The sequence below is a fragment of the Pseudomonas sp. B21_DOA genome, assembly GCA_030544685.1.
Classification (GTDB): domain Bacteria; phylum Pseudomonadota; class Gammaproteobacteria; order Pseudomonadales; family Pseudomonadaceae; genus Aquipseudomonas; species Aquipseudomonas fluorescens_AO.
Window position 1 is genome coordinate 420,446 of record CP086683.1, and the last position, 15,690, is coordinate 436,135.

Here is a 15,690-nt window from a genome sequence, read left to right on the forward strand (position 1 = left end):
AAGCAGGGAGCCTGATGTGAGCCTATTAGAAGAAAACCAATCCACTGATCTGGAAAAAATGGTCGGCCTCAGCCGTCGCGGTTTCATCAGCGCCGGTGCCTTGTGCGGCGCGGCGATGTTCCTCGGCGGCAACCTGCTGAGCCGCAGCGTCATGGCCGCCAGCGTCAGCGCCGGCAACAGCCGCCTGCTCGGTTTCGAGAGCATCCCGGCGGCGACCACCGACGCCATCACCCTGCCCAAGGGCTACAAGTCTTCGGTGCTGATCAGTTGGGGCCAGCCGCTGCACAAGAACGGCCCGGCCTTCGATCCGAGCGGTAACGGCACCGCTGCCGCACAGGAAGTGCAGTTCGGCGACAACAACGACGGCATGAGCCTGTTCGCCTTCCCGGACGACAAGAACCGCGCGCTGATGGCGATCAACAACGAATACACCAACTATCGCTATCTATATCCGCATGGCGGCATGCCGCAGTCGGCTGAGGATGTGCGCAAGGCATTGGCCTGCGAAGGCGTGTCGGTGATCGAAGTGCAGCGCAAGAACGGCCAGTGGCAATTCGTCCAGGGCTCGCGCTACAACCGTCGGATTCACGGTAACTCGCCGCTGCGCATCAGCGGTCCGGCCCGCGGCCACGACTTGATGAAAACCGCTGCCGACAAGCACGGTAAGAAAGTTCTCGGCACCTTCCAGAACTGCGCCAACGGCAAGACACCGTGGGGCACCTACCTGACCTGCGAAGAAAACTTCACCGACTGCTTCGGCAGCAGCAACGCCCAGCAGCAGTTCGATGCCGCGCAAAAGCGCTACGGCGTTGTCGCCAGCAGCAAGGACATCAACTGGCACCCGCACGACCCGCGCTTCGACATGGCCAAGAACCCCAACGAGCTCAACCGTCACGGCTGGGTGGTCGAGATCGATCCATTCGATCCGCAATCGACTCCGGTCAAACGCACCGCGCTGGGCCGCTTCAAACATGAAAACGCCGCGCTGGCCGAGACCGACGATGGTCGCGCTGTGGTGTACATGGGTGACGACGAGCGTGGCGAGTTCATTTACAAATTCGTCAGCCGCGACCGCATCAACCATCGCAATCAGAAAGCCAACCGCGACATCCTCGATCACGGCACGTTGTATGTGGCCAAATTCGATGCCGGCGACGGCAACCCTGATCACCCGAAAGGCCAGGGCCAGTGGATCGAACTGACCCACGGCAAGAACGGCATCGACGCCAGCAGCGGGTTTGCCGATCAGGCAGAAGTGCTGATCCACGCGCGCCTTGCCGCCAGCGTGGTTGGCGCAACACGCATGGACCGCCCGGAGTGGATCGTCGTCAGCCCCAAGGACGGCCAGGTTTATTGCACCCTGACCAACAACGCCAAGCGCGGTGAAGACGGGCAACCGGTGGGCGGTCCAAACCCGCGCGAGAAGAACGTCTACGGGCAGATTCTGCGCTGGCGTACCGACCGCAACGATCACGCCTCGAAGACGTTTGCCTGGGATCTGTTTGTGGTCGCCGGCAACCCGGGCGTGCATGCCGGGACGCCGAAGGGTGGGTCATCCAACATCACTCCGCAGAACATGTTCAACAGCCCCGACGGTCTGGGTTTCGACAAGGCCGGGCGCCTGTGGATTCTCACCGATGGTGACTCGAGCAACGCTGGCGACTTCGCCGGGATGGGCAACAACCAGATGCTCTGCGCCGATCCTGCGACCGGTGAGATTCGCCGTTTCATGGTCGGGCCGGTGGGTTGCGAAGTGACCGGGATCAGCTTCTCGCCGGATCAGAAAACCCTGTTTGTCGGGATTCAGCATCCGGGCGAGAACGGCGGTTCGACCTTCCCCGAGCACCTGCCCAACGGCAAGCCGCGGTCGTCGGTGATGGCGATTACTCGCGAGGATGGTGGGATCGTCGGCGCCTGATAATCCGCTTTCGCGAGCAGGCTCGCTCCCACATTTGATCGCCTGTGTGAATGAGATGATCAGCACACTGCAGATCCATTGTGGGAGGGGGCTTGCTCCCGAAGAGGCCCTTACAGGCAACCCGTTTCCAAGGCAAAACCCTCAACCGCTACAGTCTGCGCTACCATGCCGAGCCGGACGCAGCAGCCTGCTGCGCGCAGGAGTCAGCATGGCCCTCCCGTTTGAAACCCTCACCCCCGATCTCGTCCTGGATGCCGTTGAAAGCATCGGTTTCCTCAGCGACGCGCGCATTCTGGCGCTCAACAGTTACGAAAACCGCGTGTATCAGGTCGGTATCGAAGACTCCGAGCCGCTGATTGCCAAGTTCTATCGTCCGCAACGCTGGACCAACGAGGCGATCCTTGAGGAGCACCAGTTCACCTTCGAACTGGCCGACATCGACATCCCGGTGGTGGCGCCGCTGATCCACAACGGCGAAACCCTGCATGAGCACGCCGGTTTCCGCTTCACGCTTTTCCCGCGCCGTGGGGGCCGTGCGCCGGAGCCGGGCAACCTTGATCAGCTGTATCGCCTCGGCCAGTTGCTCGGGCGCATGCATGCGGTGGGCGGCACCAAGCCGTTCGAACACCGCGAAGCCCTCGCCGTGCAGAACTTCGGCCATGCTTCGCTGAACACCCTGCTTGAGGGCAATTTCATTCCCAAAAGCCTGCTGCCGGCTTACGAGTCGGTTGCCCGCGACCTGCTCAAACGCGTCGAAGATGTCTACGCTGCCACGCCGCACCAGAACATCCGCATGCACGGCGACTGCCACCCCGGCAACATGATGTGCCGCGACGAGATGTTCCACATCGTCGACCTCGACGACTGCCGCATGGGCCCGGCGGTGCAGGACATCTGGATGATGCTCGCCGGCGATCGCCAGGAGTGTCTGGGGCAGTTGTCAGAGTTGATGGACGGCTATAACGAATTCCACGATTTCGACCCGCGTGAGCTGGCGCTGATCGAACCGCTGCGCGCCCTGCGCCTGATGCATTACAGCGCCTGGCTGGCACGACGCTGGGACGACCCGGCGTTTCCGCACAGCTTTCCGTGGTTCGGCACCGAGCGTTACTGGGGCGATCAGGTGCTGGCGTTGCGTGAGCAACTGGCGGCACTGAATGAAGAGCCGCTGAAACTGTTCTGATTCAACGCTTGGCTAATGTGGGAGGGGCTTGCTCCCGAAAGCGGATTGGCATTCAACATTGATGTTGGCTGATACACCGCCTTCGGGAGCAAGCCCTCCCACATTCGGTGTTCACAATTCCATGAACATTGGTCTGCGACATTCGCAGACAAATCTCCTTACAATCCCTCCTTTGTCAGCTGCCTGAGCAAGGATTCTGCATGCAAGCCGCCAACCCGCGTCGCGGGTACATTCTGGGCCTGAGCGCCTACATCATCTGGGGCCTGTTCCCGATCTATTTCAAAGCCATCGCCGAAGTCCCGGCCGTCGAGATCATCATCCATCGGGTGCTGTGGTCGGCGCTGTTCGGTGCGTTGCTGCTGATGGTGTGGAAACACCCGGGCTGGCTGCGCGAGCTGCTCGACAATCCAAAACGCCTGGCGATTCTGGCCCTGAGCGGCACGCTGATCGCGGCCAACTGGCTGACCTACGTGTGGTCGGTGAACAACGGCCGCATGCTCGAGGCGAGTCTGGGTTACTACATCAATCCGCTGGTCAACGTGCTGTTGGGCATGGTGCTGCTCGGCGAGCGTCTGCGGCGCATGCAGTGGGTGGCGGTCGGGCTGGCTGCCATCGGCGTGGCGCAGCAGGTGTGGCAGGTGGGCAGCTTGCCGTGGGTGTCGCTGGCGCTGGCGCTGACCTTCGGTTTCTATGGCCTGATCCGCAAGCAGGCGCCGGTCAAGGCATTGCCGGGACTGGTGGTTGAAACCTGGATGCTGGTGCCGATCGCAATTGCGTGGTTGCTGTTCAATCAGACTGCGACGAGTGTGCAGCCGGCCTTCTGGACCACCTCCGAAGCCTGGTGGCTGGTGGCCGCCGGGCCGGTGACGCTGGTGCCGCTGGTGTGTTTCAACGCCGCCACCCGCCACTTGCCCTACACCACTATCGGCTTCCTGCAATACATCGCGCCGACGCTGGTGTTGCTGCAAGCCGTGCTGCTGTTTGGCGAGCATTTGTCGTCCAGCACGCTGGTCGCGTTCATGTTTATCTGGGCCGGCCTGGCGGTCTACAGCGTCGATGCGTGGATAAGTCTGCGCCGGCGCGCCTGATCAAAAAACGCACAAACCTCCACAGGCCACGGTTACCGTGGCCTGCATCGTTCCTTCCCAAGCTTATCCACAGCGTGATCCCCGCCGTTTGTGCGCAAGTCACTGAATGTTGGCGGTTTTTTGATCAACCTGCGCAAAGCCACGGCCGGCGTGGCGTGGCGATCTGTCTCTACAGGTTATCCACAGGCAGGTGCACGTTAAACCTGAATAACCCTGTCTGCGCTTAAACCTCTGTGCGTAACACCAGTTCGACCATCAGATCATCGGCCAGGGTTTCCAGGCGCGCCTGCAGAACATCGAGCGACAAGGTCAGTGGCACCGCGAGAATTGCCTCGGCGTGAAACAGCGGCTCGCTACTCATTGGCGCCGGGCGCACTTCAGTTACCAGTCGCTCCAGGTTTACGCCCTGCTCGCTCAAGAGCCGAGTGATATCGCGGACGATACCCGGTCGGTCATTGCCGACCAGTTCCATGGCGATCGGTTTCCACGTGCAGGACTGCTCCACTCCGCTTTCGGCAATCAGTACCCGAATGCCATGGGCCGACAGCGCTTGCAGGGCATCGACCAGTTCGTCGTAAGCCTCCGCCGGCACGCCCACGCGCAGAATCCCGGCGAACTGCCCGGCCATGCGTGACATGCGGCTTTCCAGCCAGTTGCCGCCGTGCTCGGCAATGCATTGGGCGATGCGCTCGACCTGCCCGGGCTTGTCCGGGGCGAAAACGGTGAGTACGAGATGGTCCATGGCGCAGCCCTCTTGTCATGACTTTGTTATCGAAGGGCAAGTATAGGCAAGCGGATTGATTCAGCCTGACCCAGTGCTGGCAGATGATGACCTGTGGCGAGGGATTTATCCCCGTCCGGCTGCGCAGCAGTCGTGAGTCCTGCCAATTGGGTCTGCCAGCCGGAGCGCAGGGGCGGCTTCGCCACCCAACGGGGATAAATCCCCTCGCCACAGATTCGCTCATCGCAAAGGTGGAGACGCCAAACTGCGCCATAGCAGCCAAACAGCATTTATGTGTACAACTTTCGATATTTAACTGGAACAATCCAATGCTTTTTGAGAACATCCCGTTCCGCGACGTGACCGCAATGCGTCATGAGGTCGCAGAACGACGTAATTAGTCTGATTTTCACAAGCGCAACTCATCATGTAGTATGCCGCAGCGCGCACTACATAACGCTGGATCGATGTCTGCCCAAGGCCCTTCGCAACCCTGAAAGCCCCGTCAGCAAGGCCTCCAAGCCGTTGATTGGTCCTAGCCCAGCCGCCAGCAATGGCATGTACTGGTCCGCAGGTTTGTGGTTTAAATGGCCGGAAGCTTCATTGTTAAATTGACGAGCTGAAAAGCGAAATAGCTGAGCAGAGTGAGGCAAGCAATGACTGAACACGTTCAAGTCGGTGGCCTGCAGGTCGCCAAAGTCCTGTTCGACTTCGTGAACAACGAAGCCATTCCCGGTACCGGCCTCACCGCCGAACAATTCTGGGAAGGTGCCGACAAGGTCATTCACGACCTGGCGCCGAAGAACAAAGCCCTACTCGCCAAACGCGATGACTTCCAGGCGCGCATCGATGCCTGGCATCAGCAGCATGCCGGCCAGGCCCACGATGCCGTGGCCTACAAAGCTTTCCTGCAAGAGATCGGTTATCTGCTGCCAGAAGCGGCTGATTTCCAGGCGACGACACAAAACGTCGACGATGAAATCGCCCGCACCGCCGGCCCGCAACTGGTCGTTCCGGTGATGAACGCGCGCTTCGCGCTCAATGCTTCGAACGCCCGCTGGGGTTCGCTGTACGACGCCCTCTACGGCACCGACGCGATCAGCGAAGAGGGCGGCGCGGAAAAAGGCAAAGGCTACAACAAGGTGCGTGGTGACAAAGTCATCGCCTTCGCCCGTGCTTTCCTCGACGAAGCCGCGCCACTGGCAGCGGGCTCCCACGTCGACTCGACCGGCTACAAGATCGCTGACGGCAAACTGGTCGTGACGCTCAAGGGCGGCAGCAACAGTGGCCTTCGCGATGACGCCCAGTTGATCGGCTTCCAGGGCGACGCCAACGCACCGATCGCGGTGCTGCTCAAGCACAACGGCCTGCACTTCGAAATCCAGATCGACGCCAGCACCCCGGTCGGCCAGACCGACGCCGCCGGCGTCAAAGACATCCTCATGGAAGCGGCGCTGACCACGATCATGGACTGCGAAGACTCCGTGGCCGCCGTCGATGCCGACGACAAAGTGGTGATCTACCGCAACTGGCTCGGCCTGATGAAGGGCGACCTGGCGGAATCCGTGTCCAAGGGCGGCCAGACCTTCACCCGCACCATGAACCCGGATCGCACCTACACCGCGCCCAATGGCGGTGAAGTGACTCTGCACGGCCGTTCGCTGTTGTTCGTGCGCAACGTCGGCCATCTGATGACCATCGATGCGATCCTCGACAGCCAAGGCAACGAAGTGCCGGAAGGCATCCTCGACGGTCTGGTCACGTGCCTGGCGGCGATGCACAACCTCAACGGCAATACGTCGCGCCGCAACACCCGCGCCGGTTCGGTCTACATCGTCAAACCGAAAATGCACGGCCCGGAAGAAGCGGCGTTCACCAACGAGCTGTTCGGGCGCATCGAAGACGTCCTGCGCCTGCCGCGCAACACCCTGAAAGTCGGGATCATGGACGAGGAGCGCCGCACCACGGTCAACCTCAAGGCCTGCATCAAGGCGGCCAGCGAGCGTGTGGTGTTCATCAACACCGGTTTCCTCGACCGCACCGGCGACGAAATCCACACATCCATGGAAGCCGGCCCGGTAGTGCGCAAGGCTGACATGAAGGCCGAGAAGTGGATCGGCGCCTACGAAAACTGGAACGTCGATATCGGTCTGAGCACCGGCCTGCAGGGTCGTGCGCAAATCGGCAAAGGCATGTGGGCGATGCCGGATCTGATGGCCGCGATGCTCGAGCAGAAAATCGCTCACCCACTGGCCGGCGCCAACACCGCGTGGGTACCGTCGCCAACCGCGGCTGCGCTGCACGCGTTGCACTACCACAAGGTTGATGTGTTTGCGCGTCAGGCTGAGCTGGCCAAACGTGCACGCGCCTCGGTGGACGACATCCTGACCATCCCGCTGGCGGTCAACCCGAGCTGGACACCAGAGCAGATCAAGAACGAACTGGACAACAACGCCCAGGGCATTCTCGGTTACGTGGTGCGCTGGATCGACCAGGGTGTCGGTTGCTCGAAAGTGCCGGACATCAATGACGTCGGCCTGATGGAAGACCGTGCGACGCTGCGTATCTCCAGCCAGCACATCGCCAACTGGCTGCGCCACGGGATCGTCACCGAGGAACAAGTGATGGAAAGCCTCAAGCGCATGGCGCCGGTGGTCGACCGCCAGAACGCCAACGACCCGCTGTATCGCCCGCTGGCACCGGACTTCGACAGCAACATTGCCTTCCAGGCGGCGGTCGAACTGGTGATCGAAGGCACCAAGCAACCGAACGGCTACACCGAGCCGGTGCTGCACCGCCGTCGTCGCGAGTTCAAGGCCAAGAATGGTCTGTGACTTGAGTTGATGGTTGGAATGAAAAAGGCCCTGATCGAGAGATCAGGGCCTTTTTTGTTTGTGAGGTGGATTGGATTGTTGTGGTTTTGATCGTTCCCACGCTCCGCGTGGGAATGCAGCCAGGACGCTCCGCGTCCCACAACTGCGGACGCGGAGCGTCCATTGATGCATTCCCACGCAGAGCGTGGGAACGATCATCTGCTGGGCGACGAAATATGTCTTAAGGTTCTATGCCCAATTCGTGTTTCACCAACTCAAGCAACTTGCCCGTATCAATCGGCTTGAGCAGAAAGTCCACCACGCTCAAATGCATCGCTTCGATCGCGTCTTTCACGTCGGCATCGCCGGAGACGATGATGATCGGCATCGCTGCCCGTACCGATTCACGCACCTGGCGAATCAGCTCGAGGCCGTCGACATTGCCCATGCGCAGGTCGGTAATCACCAGACCGATCGAAGGCTTTTCATCGAGCATTTTCAGCGCGGTTTCACCGCTGGCTGCGGTCATGCAGCGAATGCCGTCCAGCGCGAGAATCTCCGACAACAGCTCGCGGGCGTCCTTGTCGTCGTCGACGATCAGGACACGCTGCGGCGGCAGATCAGGTTCGAGCATTACTGCGCTGAGCGCTTCACGCTCGGCGTCGCTCAAAATATCGTGGTCGGACATGGCGTTCTCTAAATGTTCAAACAATCCCTGGCAAGTCGTCAGACATCGCCGGACAGCGCTTCAATGTGCACTTCGTCGGATTTTTTCCAAGTGGCTAGCGCAAGCTTTTCCGAGCTTTTGTGTAGGTTATTTCCGAAAATCGGCCAATGGTGGCTAAACCTAGACTTACGTCCAATGGGCACTCTGCCCGCCGGGGTCGACCATGGCCGCAACGATCCGACCACAACAATTCGAAAAAGACTGCGGTAATGGTTATGAGCAAAGCGGACGCCTTCACCCAGGCAGGGAAAACCGCGGTGTTGCAGAACATTCAGGGCACCCTGCAATTCCTCCAGCGCTTCCCGCCCTTCAATCAGATGGAACACGCCCACCTCGCCTATCTGGTGGAGCAATGTCAGCTGCGTTTTTTTGCCCAGGGCGAAAGCATCATCAAACCGGCCGACGGCCCGGTGGAACACTTTCACATCGTCAAACAGGGTCGTGTGGTCGGCGAACGCCAGCACATCACCAAACCCGGCACCGAGACCACCTTCGAAATCACCACCGGCGAATGCTTTCCGCTGGCGGCTCTGCTCGGGGAACGCGCCACACGCACCGAGCACCTGGCGGGCGAAGACACCTTCTGCCTGCAACTGAACAAACTGGCGTTCATCAAACTGTTCGCACTCTCCAGCGCCTTCCGCGATTTCGCCTTGCGTGGGGTGAGCAGCCTGCTCGATCAGGTCAACCAGCAAGTCCAGCAAAAAGCCGTGGAGACCCTCGGCACTCAATACTCGCTGAACACCCGTCTCGGTGAACTCGCGATGCGTCATCCGGTGACCTGCAGCGCCGAGACGCCGCTACGTGAAGCGGTGAAGCTGATGCACGAGCAACAGGTCGGCAGCATCGTCGCAGTGGATGAGCACAAGGCGCCGCTGGGGATTTTCACCCTGCGCGATTTGCGCCATGTGGTCGCCGAAGGTGTCGGTGATTTCAGCGACGCCATCGAACAGCACATGACTCGATCACCGTTTTATCTGTCGCCGGATCACAGTGCCTTCGATGCGGCGATCGCCATGACCGAGCGGCACATTGCTCACGTCTGCCTGGTCAAGGATCAGCGCTTGTGCGGCGTGGTGTCCGAGCGTGACCTGTTCTCCCTGCAACGGGTCGATCTGGTGCACCTGGCCCGGACCATCCGCAGCGCACAACGGGTCGAACAACTGGTGACCTTGCGCGGCGAGATCGGCCAACTGGTCGAGCGCATGCTCGCCCACGGCGCGTCGTCGACGCAGATCACTCACATCATCACCCTGCTCAACGATCACACGGTGTGTCGGGTGATCGAACTGACCCTCGCCGAAAAGGGCGACCCGGGCGTGCCGTTCAGCTGGCTGTGTTTCGGCAGCGAGGGTCGGCGCGAGCAGACGCTGCACACCGACCAGGACAACGGCATCCTGTTCGATGCCCGCGATGCCGCGCACGCAGCAGAGATTCGCGGCAAGCTGCTGCCGATTGCCCAGCAGATCAACCAGAGCCTGGCGCAGTGCGGTTTCACTCTGTGCAAGGGCAACATCATGGCCGGCAATCCCGAGCTGTGTCTGTCGCGGGCCGAATGGGCGCGGCGCTTCGCGGCGTTCATCCGCGAAGCCACGCCGGAGAACCTGCTGGGCTCGAGCATTTATTTCGACCTGCGCGTGGTCTGGGGCGATGAGCAAGGCTGCGAGCAATTGCGCCGGGGCATTCTCGATCAGGTCGCCGACAACCGTCTGTTCCAGCGCATGCTGGCCGAGAACGCGCTGCGCAATCGCCCTCCCGTTGGGCGCTTTCGTGAGTTCGTGCTGGCACGCAAGAACGGTGAGAAGGCCACGCTGGATCTGAAAATTCAGGGTCTGACGCCGTTCGTGGACGGCGCCCGTCTGCTGGCGCTGGCCAACGGCATTGACGCCAACAACACCCTCGAACGCTTTCGCCAACTGGTCGATAAAGAGGTCATCGAGCCGCTCGACGGCGCGGCGTATGAAGAGGCCTACCACTTCATCCAACAAACGCGGATGCAGCAGCATCAGTTGCAGACCCGGGAAAATCAGCCGTATTCCAACCGCGTCGATCCCGACAGCCTCAATCACCTCGACCGACGCATCCTGCGTGAATCCCTGCGCCAGGCGCAGCGCCTGCAAAGCAGCCTGACCTTGCGGTATCAGCTATGAGCCTGTTCTCCTGGCTGCGCCCGGCCAGCCCCGTGGTGTCGGCGGATTTGCAGCAGCGGCTGGCGAAGCTGCCGGCGCTTGCCGAGCTGAACGAATGCAGCCTGCGCGAGCAGCGCTGGGTGGTGCTGGACCTGGAAACCACCGGCCTGAATATGAGCAAGGATCGGGTCCTGTCGATCGGCGCGGTGGTGATCGAGGACGGCGCGATCGATTTCCGTCAGCAGTTCGAACGCACCTTGCAATGCCGCGAATTGAAGCTCAGCCCCAGCGTGCTGATTCATGGCTTGGGGCCGAATGCGATTGCCGCAGGCAGCGACCCGGCAGAAGCGTTGCTGGAGCTGCTGGAGTTCATCGGCGACAGCCCGGTGCTGGCGTTTCATGCGCCGTTCGATCAGCACATGCTCGGGCGCGCGCTGAAGGAACATCTGGGGCACAAGCTGCAGCATGTATTTCTGGATGTGGCGGACATTGCGCCGCTGTTATGTCCGCAGGCGCAGATTCGCGAGGCGGGGCTGGATGAGTGGATCGAGTGGTTCCGGCTTGAAGTGTTCGAACGGCATAACGCCAGTGCCGATGCGCTGGCCACGGCGGAACTCGCACTGATTCTGTTCAGCCGGGCGCGGGCGCAGCAGATTTACAGTCCGTTGAATCTGCAGCAGCGGTTGAGCCAGTGGAAGCGGCGGCAGCAGGCGCCGTCCTTCTAGATTTTCGGCACCTCCCCAGCCGCCTTCGCGAGCAGGCTCGCTCCCACAAGGCAACGCGTTGCTTCAGATCACCTGACCAGTGGCCAATTGCTAACCATTCCCACCTCTGCCAGAATCGCGAACTATTCTCGTTAGTTAACATTTCCCAATCGGTGATGTCCGGTGTCGTCAGTGCCCAACCCCCACAGTGAACTCGTCGGTGCGATGTATCGCGACCATCGCGGTTGGCTGCTGGCGTGGTTGCGGCGCAATGTGGCGTGTCCGCAACGCGCCGAGGACTTGAGCCAGGACACCTTCGTGCGCCTGCTCAACCGCGACGAACTGCTGACGCCGCGCGAACCCCGGGCGTTTCTGGTGGCGATCGCCAAGGGCCTGTTGTTCGACTACTTCCGCCGCGCGGCGCTGGAACAGGCCTACCTCACCGAACTGATGCTGATCCCCGAAGACGAGCAGCCGTCGGTGGAAGAACAGCAAATGATCCTCGACGACCTCAAAGCCATCGATCGCCTGCTCGGCAAACTGTCGACCAAGGCCCGCGCAGCCTTTCTATATAACCGCCTCGACGGCCTCAGCCACGCCGAGATCGCCGGTAAACTCGGCGTCTCGGTGCCGCGCGTGCGTCAGTATCTGGCGCAAGGTCTGCGTCAGTGCTACATCGCCCTTTACGGTGAACCGACATGACCGCGGCCAGTTCGCGCCCGGTGCCGGCGCACGTGCTGGACGCGGCGATTGCCTGGCAATTGACTCTCGATTCGAGCACCGCGCTGGAACGCGAGGAGTTCGCCAAGTGGCATGCGGCGCATGAAGAACACGCCCGCGCCTGGCGCCAGCTGGGCATGCTCGATCAGCGTTTCAGCGTCGCCAAGGGCCCGGCGCGCAATGCGTTGCTGCAATCACGCGAAGGTATTCGCCGGCGCGTGCGCAAACTCGGCAGCGGGCTGGCCAGTGTAGTGATGGTCGTCGGGCTGGGGCTGTTTGTCAGTGAGCGCTATCTGCCGCTGGATTACTGGCTTGCCGATCAGCGTACCGCCACCGGTGAACAGCGCACCCTGCGCCTGTCCGACGGCACTCTGCTCAACCTCAACACCCACAGCGCGGTCGACGTACGCTTCGATGACAAGCGCCGCTTGATCGTGCTGCAGGAAGGCGAAATCCTCATCGAGACCGGGCATGGCGATGCGCGGCCGTTTATCGTCGAAACCCGCGAAGGCAGCATGCGTGCGCTGGGCACGCGGTTTCTGGTCAAGCGCGAGGACGACGGCACGCGCCTGAGCGTGTTGCAGTCAGCGGTGGCGGCGCATGCCCAGGCGAACCCGCAAGAACAGATTCTGCGCGAAGGCCAGCAGGTGTTGCTGCGCAGTGACGGGCTGGGCTCGATTGCCGCCCTCGCCCCCGGCGCCGATGCATGGACGCGCGGCATGCTGGTGGTGGACAACGCGCGGCTCGGCGATCTGGTGCATGAGCTGGGGCGCTATCGTCGTGGCCATCTGGGTGTGGCGCCCGAGGTGGCCGACCTGCGCATTACCGGCAGTTTTCCGTTGCATGACACCGACAAGGCCCTGAGCGCATTGCTGCCGACCTTGCCGGTGCAGATCGAGCGGCATACGCCGTATTGGGTCACCGTGGCGAAGGCGGAGCCCTCCGCCCCTTGACATGATCGTTCCCACGCTCTGCGTGGGAATGCAGCCCGGGACGCTCTGCGTCCCTGCCGAAGCGGACGCAGAGCGTCCAATGAGGCATTCCCACGCGGAGCATGGGAACGATCAATGTGGGAGCGAGCCTGCTCGCGAAGGCGCCATCAGCCGCACAACCATTTCCTGCAAAAAGAATTTCCACCCAGCCCTATCACTTTTCCAATCTCGTCCGGCACACAGGCAATTGAGAAATATTTCCATTCAGGAGCCGCCGTATGTCCCGTTCGCCAGACACCTTGTTGCGCCCCAGTCTGTTGGCTTTTGCCATCGCTTTCGGCACGCCGCTGATCAGCAGTCCGTTGCTCGCCGCCGAGCTAGCGTCCAGCGTGCGCGCCTACAACCTGCCGGCGGCGCCGCTGTCGACCACCCTGAACCAGATCGCCAGTCAGGGCGGCCTCGCCCTGTCGCTCAATCCTGCGCTGGCCGCCGGCAAGACCTCGGCACCGGTCAATGGCCAATACGATGCCGCCGGTGCCCTGCGCGCGGCCTTGCGCGGTACCGGTCTGCAACTGGAACAGAGCAGCGCCGGCACCTACACCCTGGTGGCCGTGCCGGAAGGCACGCTGGCCCTGCCGGAAACTTCGGTCATCGGTGTGGAAAACTTCGAAAGCGCCTGGGGCCCGGTCGAAGGCTACACCGCGACCCGCACCGCCGCCGGCACCAAGACCGACACCGCCCTGGTCGAAGCACCGCGTTCGATCTCGGTGGCGACCCGCCAGCAAATGGACGACCGCAGCGTGCACAGCCTCGATGACGCCGTGCGCTACATGCCGGGCATCACCGCCAGCAGTTACGGCAGCGACACCCGCGCCGACTGGCTGCGCGTGCGCGGTTTCGAGCCGACCCAGTTTCTCGATGGCCTGCCGCTGCCCAAAGGCGTGTATGCCAACCCGAAACAGGAAACCTGGAACCTCGACCGCCTCGCCCTGCTGCGTGGCCCGGCCTCGTCGGTGTACGGCCAGACCCCGCCGGGCGGTTTGCTCGACATGGTCAGCCGCCGCCCGAGCGCTGAAGCCAGCAGCGAAATCCAGCTGCAATACGGCAGCGACAATCACCGCCAGATCAACTTCGCCAGCACCGGCAAGATCGATGACGCCGGGCAGTTTCTCTATGGCCTCAGCGGCGTGGTGCGCGACAGCGGCACCCAGGTCGACCACGTCGACAACAAGCGCTACAACATCGCGCCGAGCCTGACTTGGAACATCGATGACGACACCAAACTCACTCTGCTGAGCCAGTTCACCCGCGACGACACCGGCATCACCAGCCAGTTTCTGCCTATCCAGGGCACCAAAATCAAATCGCCGCTCGGTGATATTTCCCATCACAAGAATCTCGGCGATCCGGATTGGGAATACTACGACCGCACCTACTACGCGTTGGGTTATGCCTTCGAACATCGGTTGAACGATGTCTGGCAGTTCAAACAGAACCTGCGCTACACCAAGTCGGACCTGTCGTTCCAGTCGCTGACACCCGGTTCCTACCCGTTCACCACCGTGGATGCAGAGGGCAACGTCGGCCGCACCAGCACCAGCGTCGACGAAGACATCAGCCAGTTTGCCGTGGACAACAACTTCCAGGCCGACTTCGCCACGGGTGAGATTCGCCACACCTTGCTGCTGGGTCTGGATCACCAGCGCAGCAACACCAACTACACCTCGATTTTTGGCGATGGTCTGCAAACCAACGTCATCAACCCGATCTACGGCCAGCCGATCGTACGTCCAGCACGCTCCACCGCGTTTTACGACTACAACCAGAAGACCTACCAGACCGGTCTCTACGTGCAGGATCAGATGGCTCTCGACCAGTGGCGCCTGACCCTCGGCGGCCGTGAAGACTGGGTGCACACCAGCACTGAATTCTTCAACAAGGGCGATGCCACCAATACCCAGCGCGACAAGAAATTCAGCGGCAACGCGGCGCTCAGCTACGTCTTCGATAACGGCTTCGTGCCGTATCTGTCCTACGCCGAGTCGTTCCAGCCGACCACTGGCGCCGATGTCACCTCGACCGGTTCGCTCAAGCCAACCGAAGGCAAGCAGTGGGAGCTGGGTATCAAATACCAGCCGCCGGGCAGCAAGACCCTGCTGACCGCCGCCGTGTATGACCTGACCCAGAAGAACGTCGCAGTGAACACCTTCGTCAACAACGTCTCGGTGACCAGCCAGACCGGTGAAGTGAAGGTCAAAGGTCTCGAGCTGGAAGCGGTGTCGGATGTGACCGACAACCTCAAAGTCATCGCCGCCTACACCCTGGCCAAGTCCGAAGTGCAGAAAGGCGTCGACAAGGGCAACCGTCTGCAACTGATGCCCAACCAGCAGGCCTCGTTGTGGACCGACTACACCTGGCACGCCGGCGTGCTCGACGGTTTCGGTATCGGTGCCGGCGTGCGCTACACCGGCAACACCTACGGCGACAAGGCCAACACCTGGCTGGGCAAGGCCGATGCCTATACCGTGTTCGACGCCAGCGTGCATTATGATCTGGGCCGTCTGGACAACAGTTTGAAAGGTGCGTCGCTGGCGGTGAATGCGACCAACCTGTTCGACAAGGACTACATTTCCACCTGCGACAGCTTCTATTGCTACTACGGCGACCAGCGCAGTGTCGTCGCCAGCGCCACTTACAAGTGGTAAGCCAGTGAGCTGAAACAGGCCCTGTTCCCAGGCCGTCCGTACCGGGCGGC

Annotated in this window: 11 protein-coding genes; 9 read left to right on the forward strand and 2 right to left on the reverse strand. The window is 61.5% G+C overall.

All coding sequences use genetic code 11. The annotated features are described in order from the left end of the window. Positions 1-16: 16 nt before the first annotated feature. The 3 genes from LJU32_02040 to rarD all read left to right on the forward strand — a co-directional run bounded on the left by LJU32_02040 (position 17) and on the right by rarD (position 4,189). Positions 17-1,918, forward strand: coding sequence for a PhoX family phosphatase (locus LJU32_02040; GenBank protein WKV89266.1), 1,902 nt, complete (start codon positions 17-19; stop codon positions 1,916-1,918). 208 nt (positions 1,919-2,126) lie between these two features. Next, positions 2,127-3,101 carry a serine/threonine protein kinase gene (locus tag LJU32_02045; protein WKV89267.1) on the forward strand — a complete coding sequence of 325 codons (975 nt, stop codon included), beginning with the start codon at positions 2,127-2,129 and terminating at the stop codon, positions 3,099-3,101. Between the two features lie 200 nt (positions 3,102-3,301). Further along, a complete protein-coding gene (gene rarD, locus LJU32_02050) occupies positions 3,302-4,189 on the forward strand; it encodes an EamA family transporter RarD (GenBank protein WKV89268.1) in 888 nt (295 codons plus the stop codon). A 223-nt stretch (positions 4,190-4,412) separates the two neighbouring features. Here rarD and LJU32_02055 read toward each other — a convergent pair whose 3' ends face one another. Beyond that, entirely contained in the window at positions 4,413-4,931 is a 519-nt protein-coding gene (locus LJU32_02055; GenBank protein ID WKV89269.1) for a glycine cleavage system protein R, read from the reverse strand. A 635-nt stretch (positions 4,932-5,566) separates the two neighbouring features. Between LJU32_02055 and LJU32_02060 the strand changes: the two genes are divergently transcribed. Then, a complete protein-coding gene (locus LJU32_02060) occupies positions 5,567-7,744 on the forward strand; it encodes a malate synthase G (GenBank protein ID WKV89270.1) in 2,178 nt (725 codons plus the stop codon). A gap of 220 nt (positions 7,745-7,964) precedes the next feature. On the opposite strand, the gene LJU32_02065 is transcribed toward LJU32_02060, so the two are convergent. Then, positions 7,965-8,411, reverse strand: a complete 447-nt coding sequence (locus tag LJU32_02065; protein ID WKV89271.1) for a response regulator — start codon at positions 8,409-8,411, stop codon at positions 7,965-7,967. Positions 8,412-8,659: 248 nt separating this feature from the next. Here LJU32_02065 and LJU32_02070 point away from each other — a divergent pair, with 248 nt between their 5' ends. The 5 genes from LJU32_02070 (at position 8,660) to LJU32_02090 (ending at position 15,640) form a co-directional block, all read left to right on the forward strand. Then, positions 8,660-10,600, forward strand: coding sequence for a DUF294 nucleotidyltransferase-like domain-containing protein (locus LJU32_02070; protein WKV89272.1), 1,941 nt, complete (start codon positions 8,660-8,662; stop codon positions 10,598-10,600). After that, on the forward strand, positions 10,597-11,304 hold the full coding sequence (locus LJU32_02075) for a 3'-5' exonuclease (protein WKV89273.1): 708 nt from the start codon (positions 10,597-10,599) through the stop codon (positions 11,302-11,304). The genes LJU32_02070 and LJU32_02075 overlap by 4 nt, the downstream gene beginning before the upstream one ends. 162 nt (positions 11,305-11,466) lie before the next feature. Further along, the gene (locus tag LJU32_02080) at positions 11,467-11,985 is read left to right on the forward strand and encodes an RNA polymerase sigma factor (protein ID WKV89274.1); all 519 of its coding nucleotides are present in this window, start codon (positions 11,467-11,469) and stop codon (positions 11,983-11,985) included. Next, complete coding sequence (locus tag LJU32_02085; protein WKV89275.1) at positions 11,982-12,956, forward strand: FecR family protein; 975 nt, start codon at positions 11,982-11,984, stop codon at positions 12,954-12,956. Before LJU32_02080 ends, LJU32_02085 begins: the two co-directional genes overlap by 4 nt. Positions 12,957-13,213: 257 nt before the next feature. Continuing rightward, complete coding sequence (locus LJU32_02090) at positions 13,214-15,640, forward strand: TonB-dependent siderophore receptor (protein ID WKV89276.1); 2,427 nt, start codon at positions 13,214-13,216, stop codon at positions 15,638-15,640. Positions 15,641-15,690 lie beyond the last annotated feature (50 nt).

Coding starts and splice junctions, on each gene's coding strand:
- LJU32_02090 (WKV89276.1), top strand. CDS start 13,214: ATGTCCCGTTCGCCAGACACCTTGTTGCGCCCCAGTCTGTTGGCTTTT.
- LJU32_02045 (WKV89267.1), top strand. CDS start 2,127: ATGGCCCTCCCGTTTGAAACCCTCACCCCCGATCTCGTCCTGGATGCC.
- rarD (WKV89268.1), top strand. CDS start 3,302: ATGCAAGCCGCCAACCCGCGTCGCGGGTACATTCTGGGCCTGAGCGCC.
- LJU32_02065 (WKV89271.1), bottom strand. CDS start 8,411: ATGTCCGACCACGATATTTTGAGCGACGCCGAGCGTGAAGCGCTCAGC.
- LJU32_02070 (WKV89272.1), top strand. CDS start 8,660: ATGGTTATGAGCAAAGCGGACGCCTTCACCCAGGCAGGGAAAACCGCG.
- LJU32_02055 (WKV89269.1), bottom strand. CDS start 4,931: ATGGACCATCTCGTACTCACCGTTTTCGCCCCGGACAAGCCCGGGCAG.
- LJU32_02075 (WKV89273.1), top strand. CDS start 10,597: ATGAGCCTGTTCTCCTGGCTGCGCCCGGCCAGCCCCGTGGTGTCGGCG.
- LJU32_02085 (WKV89275.1), top strand. CDS start 11,982: ATGACCGCGGCCAGTTCGCGCCCGGTGCCGGCGCACGTGCTGGACGCG.
- LJU32_02060 (WKV89270.1), top strand. CDS start 5,567: ATGACTGAACACGTTCAAGTCGGTGGCCTGCAGGTCGCCAAAGTCCTG.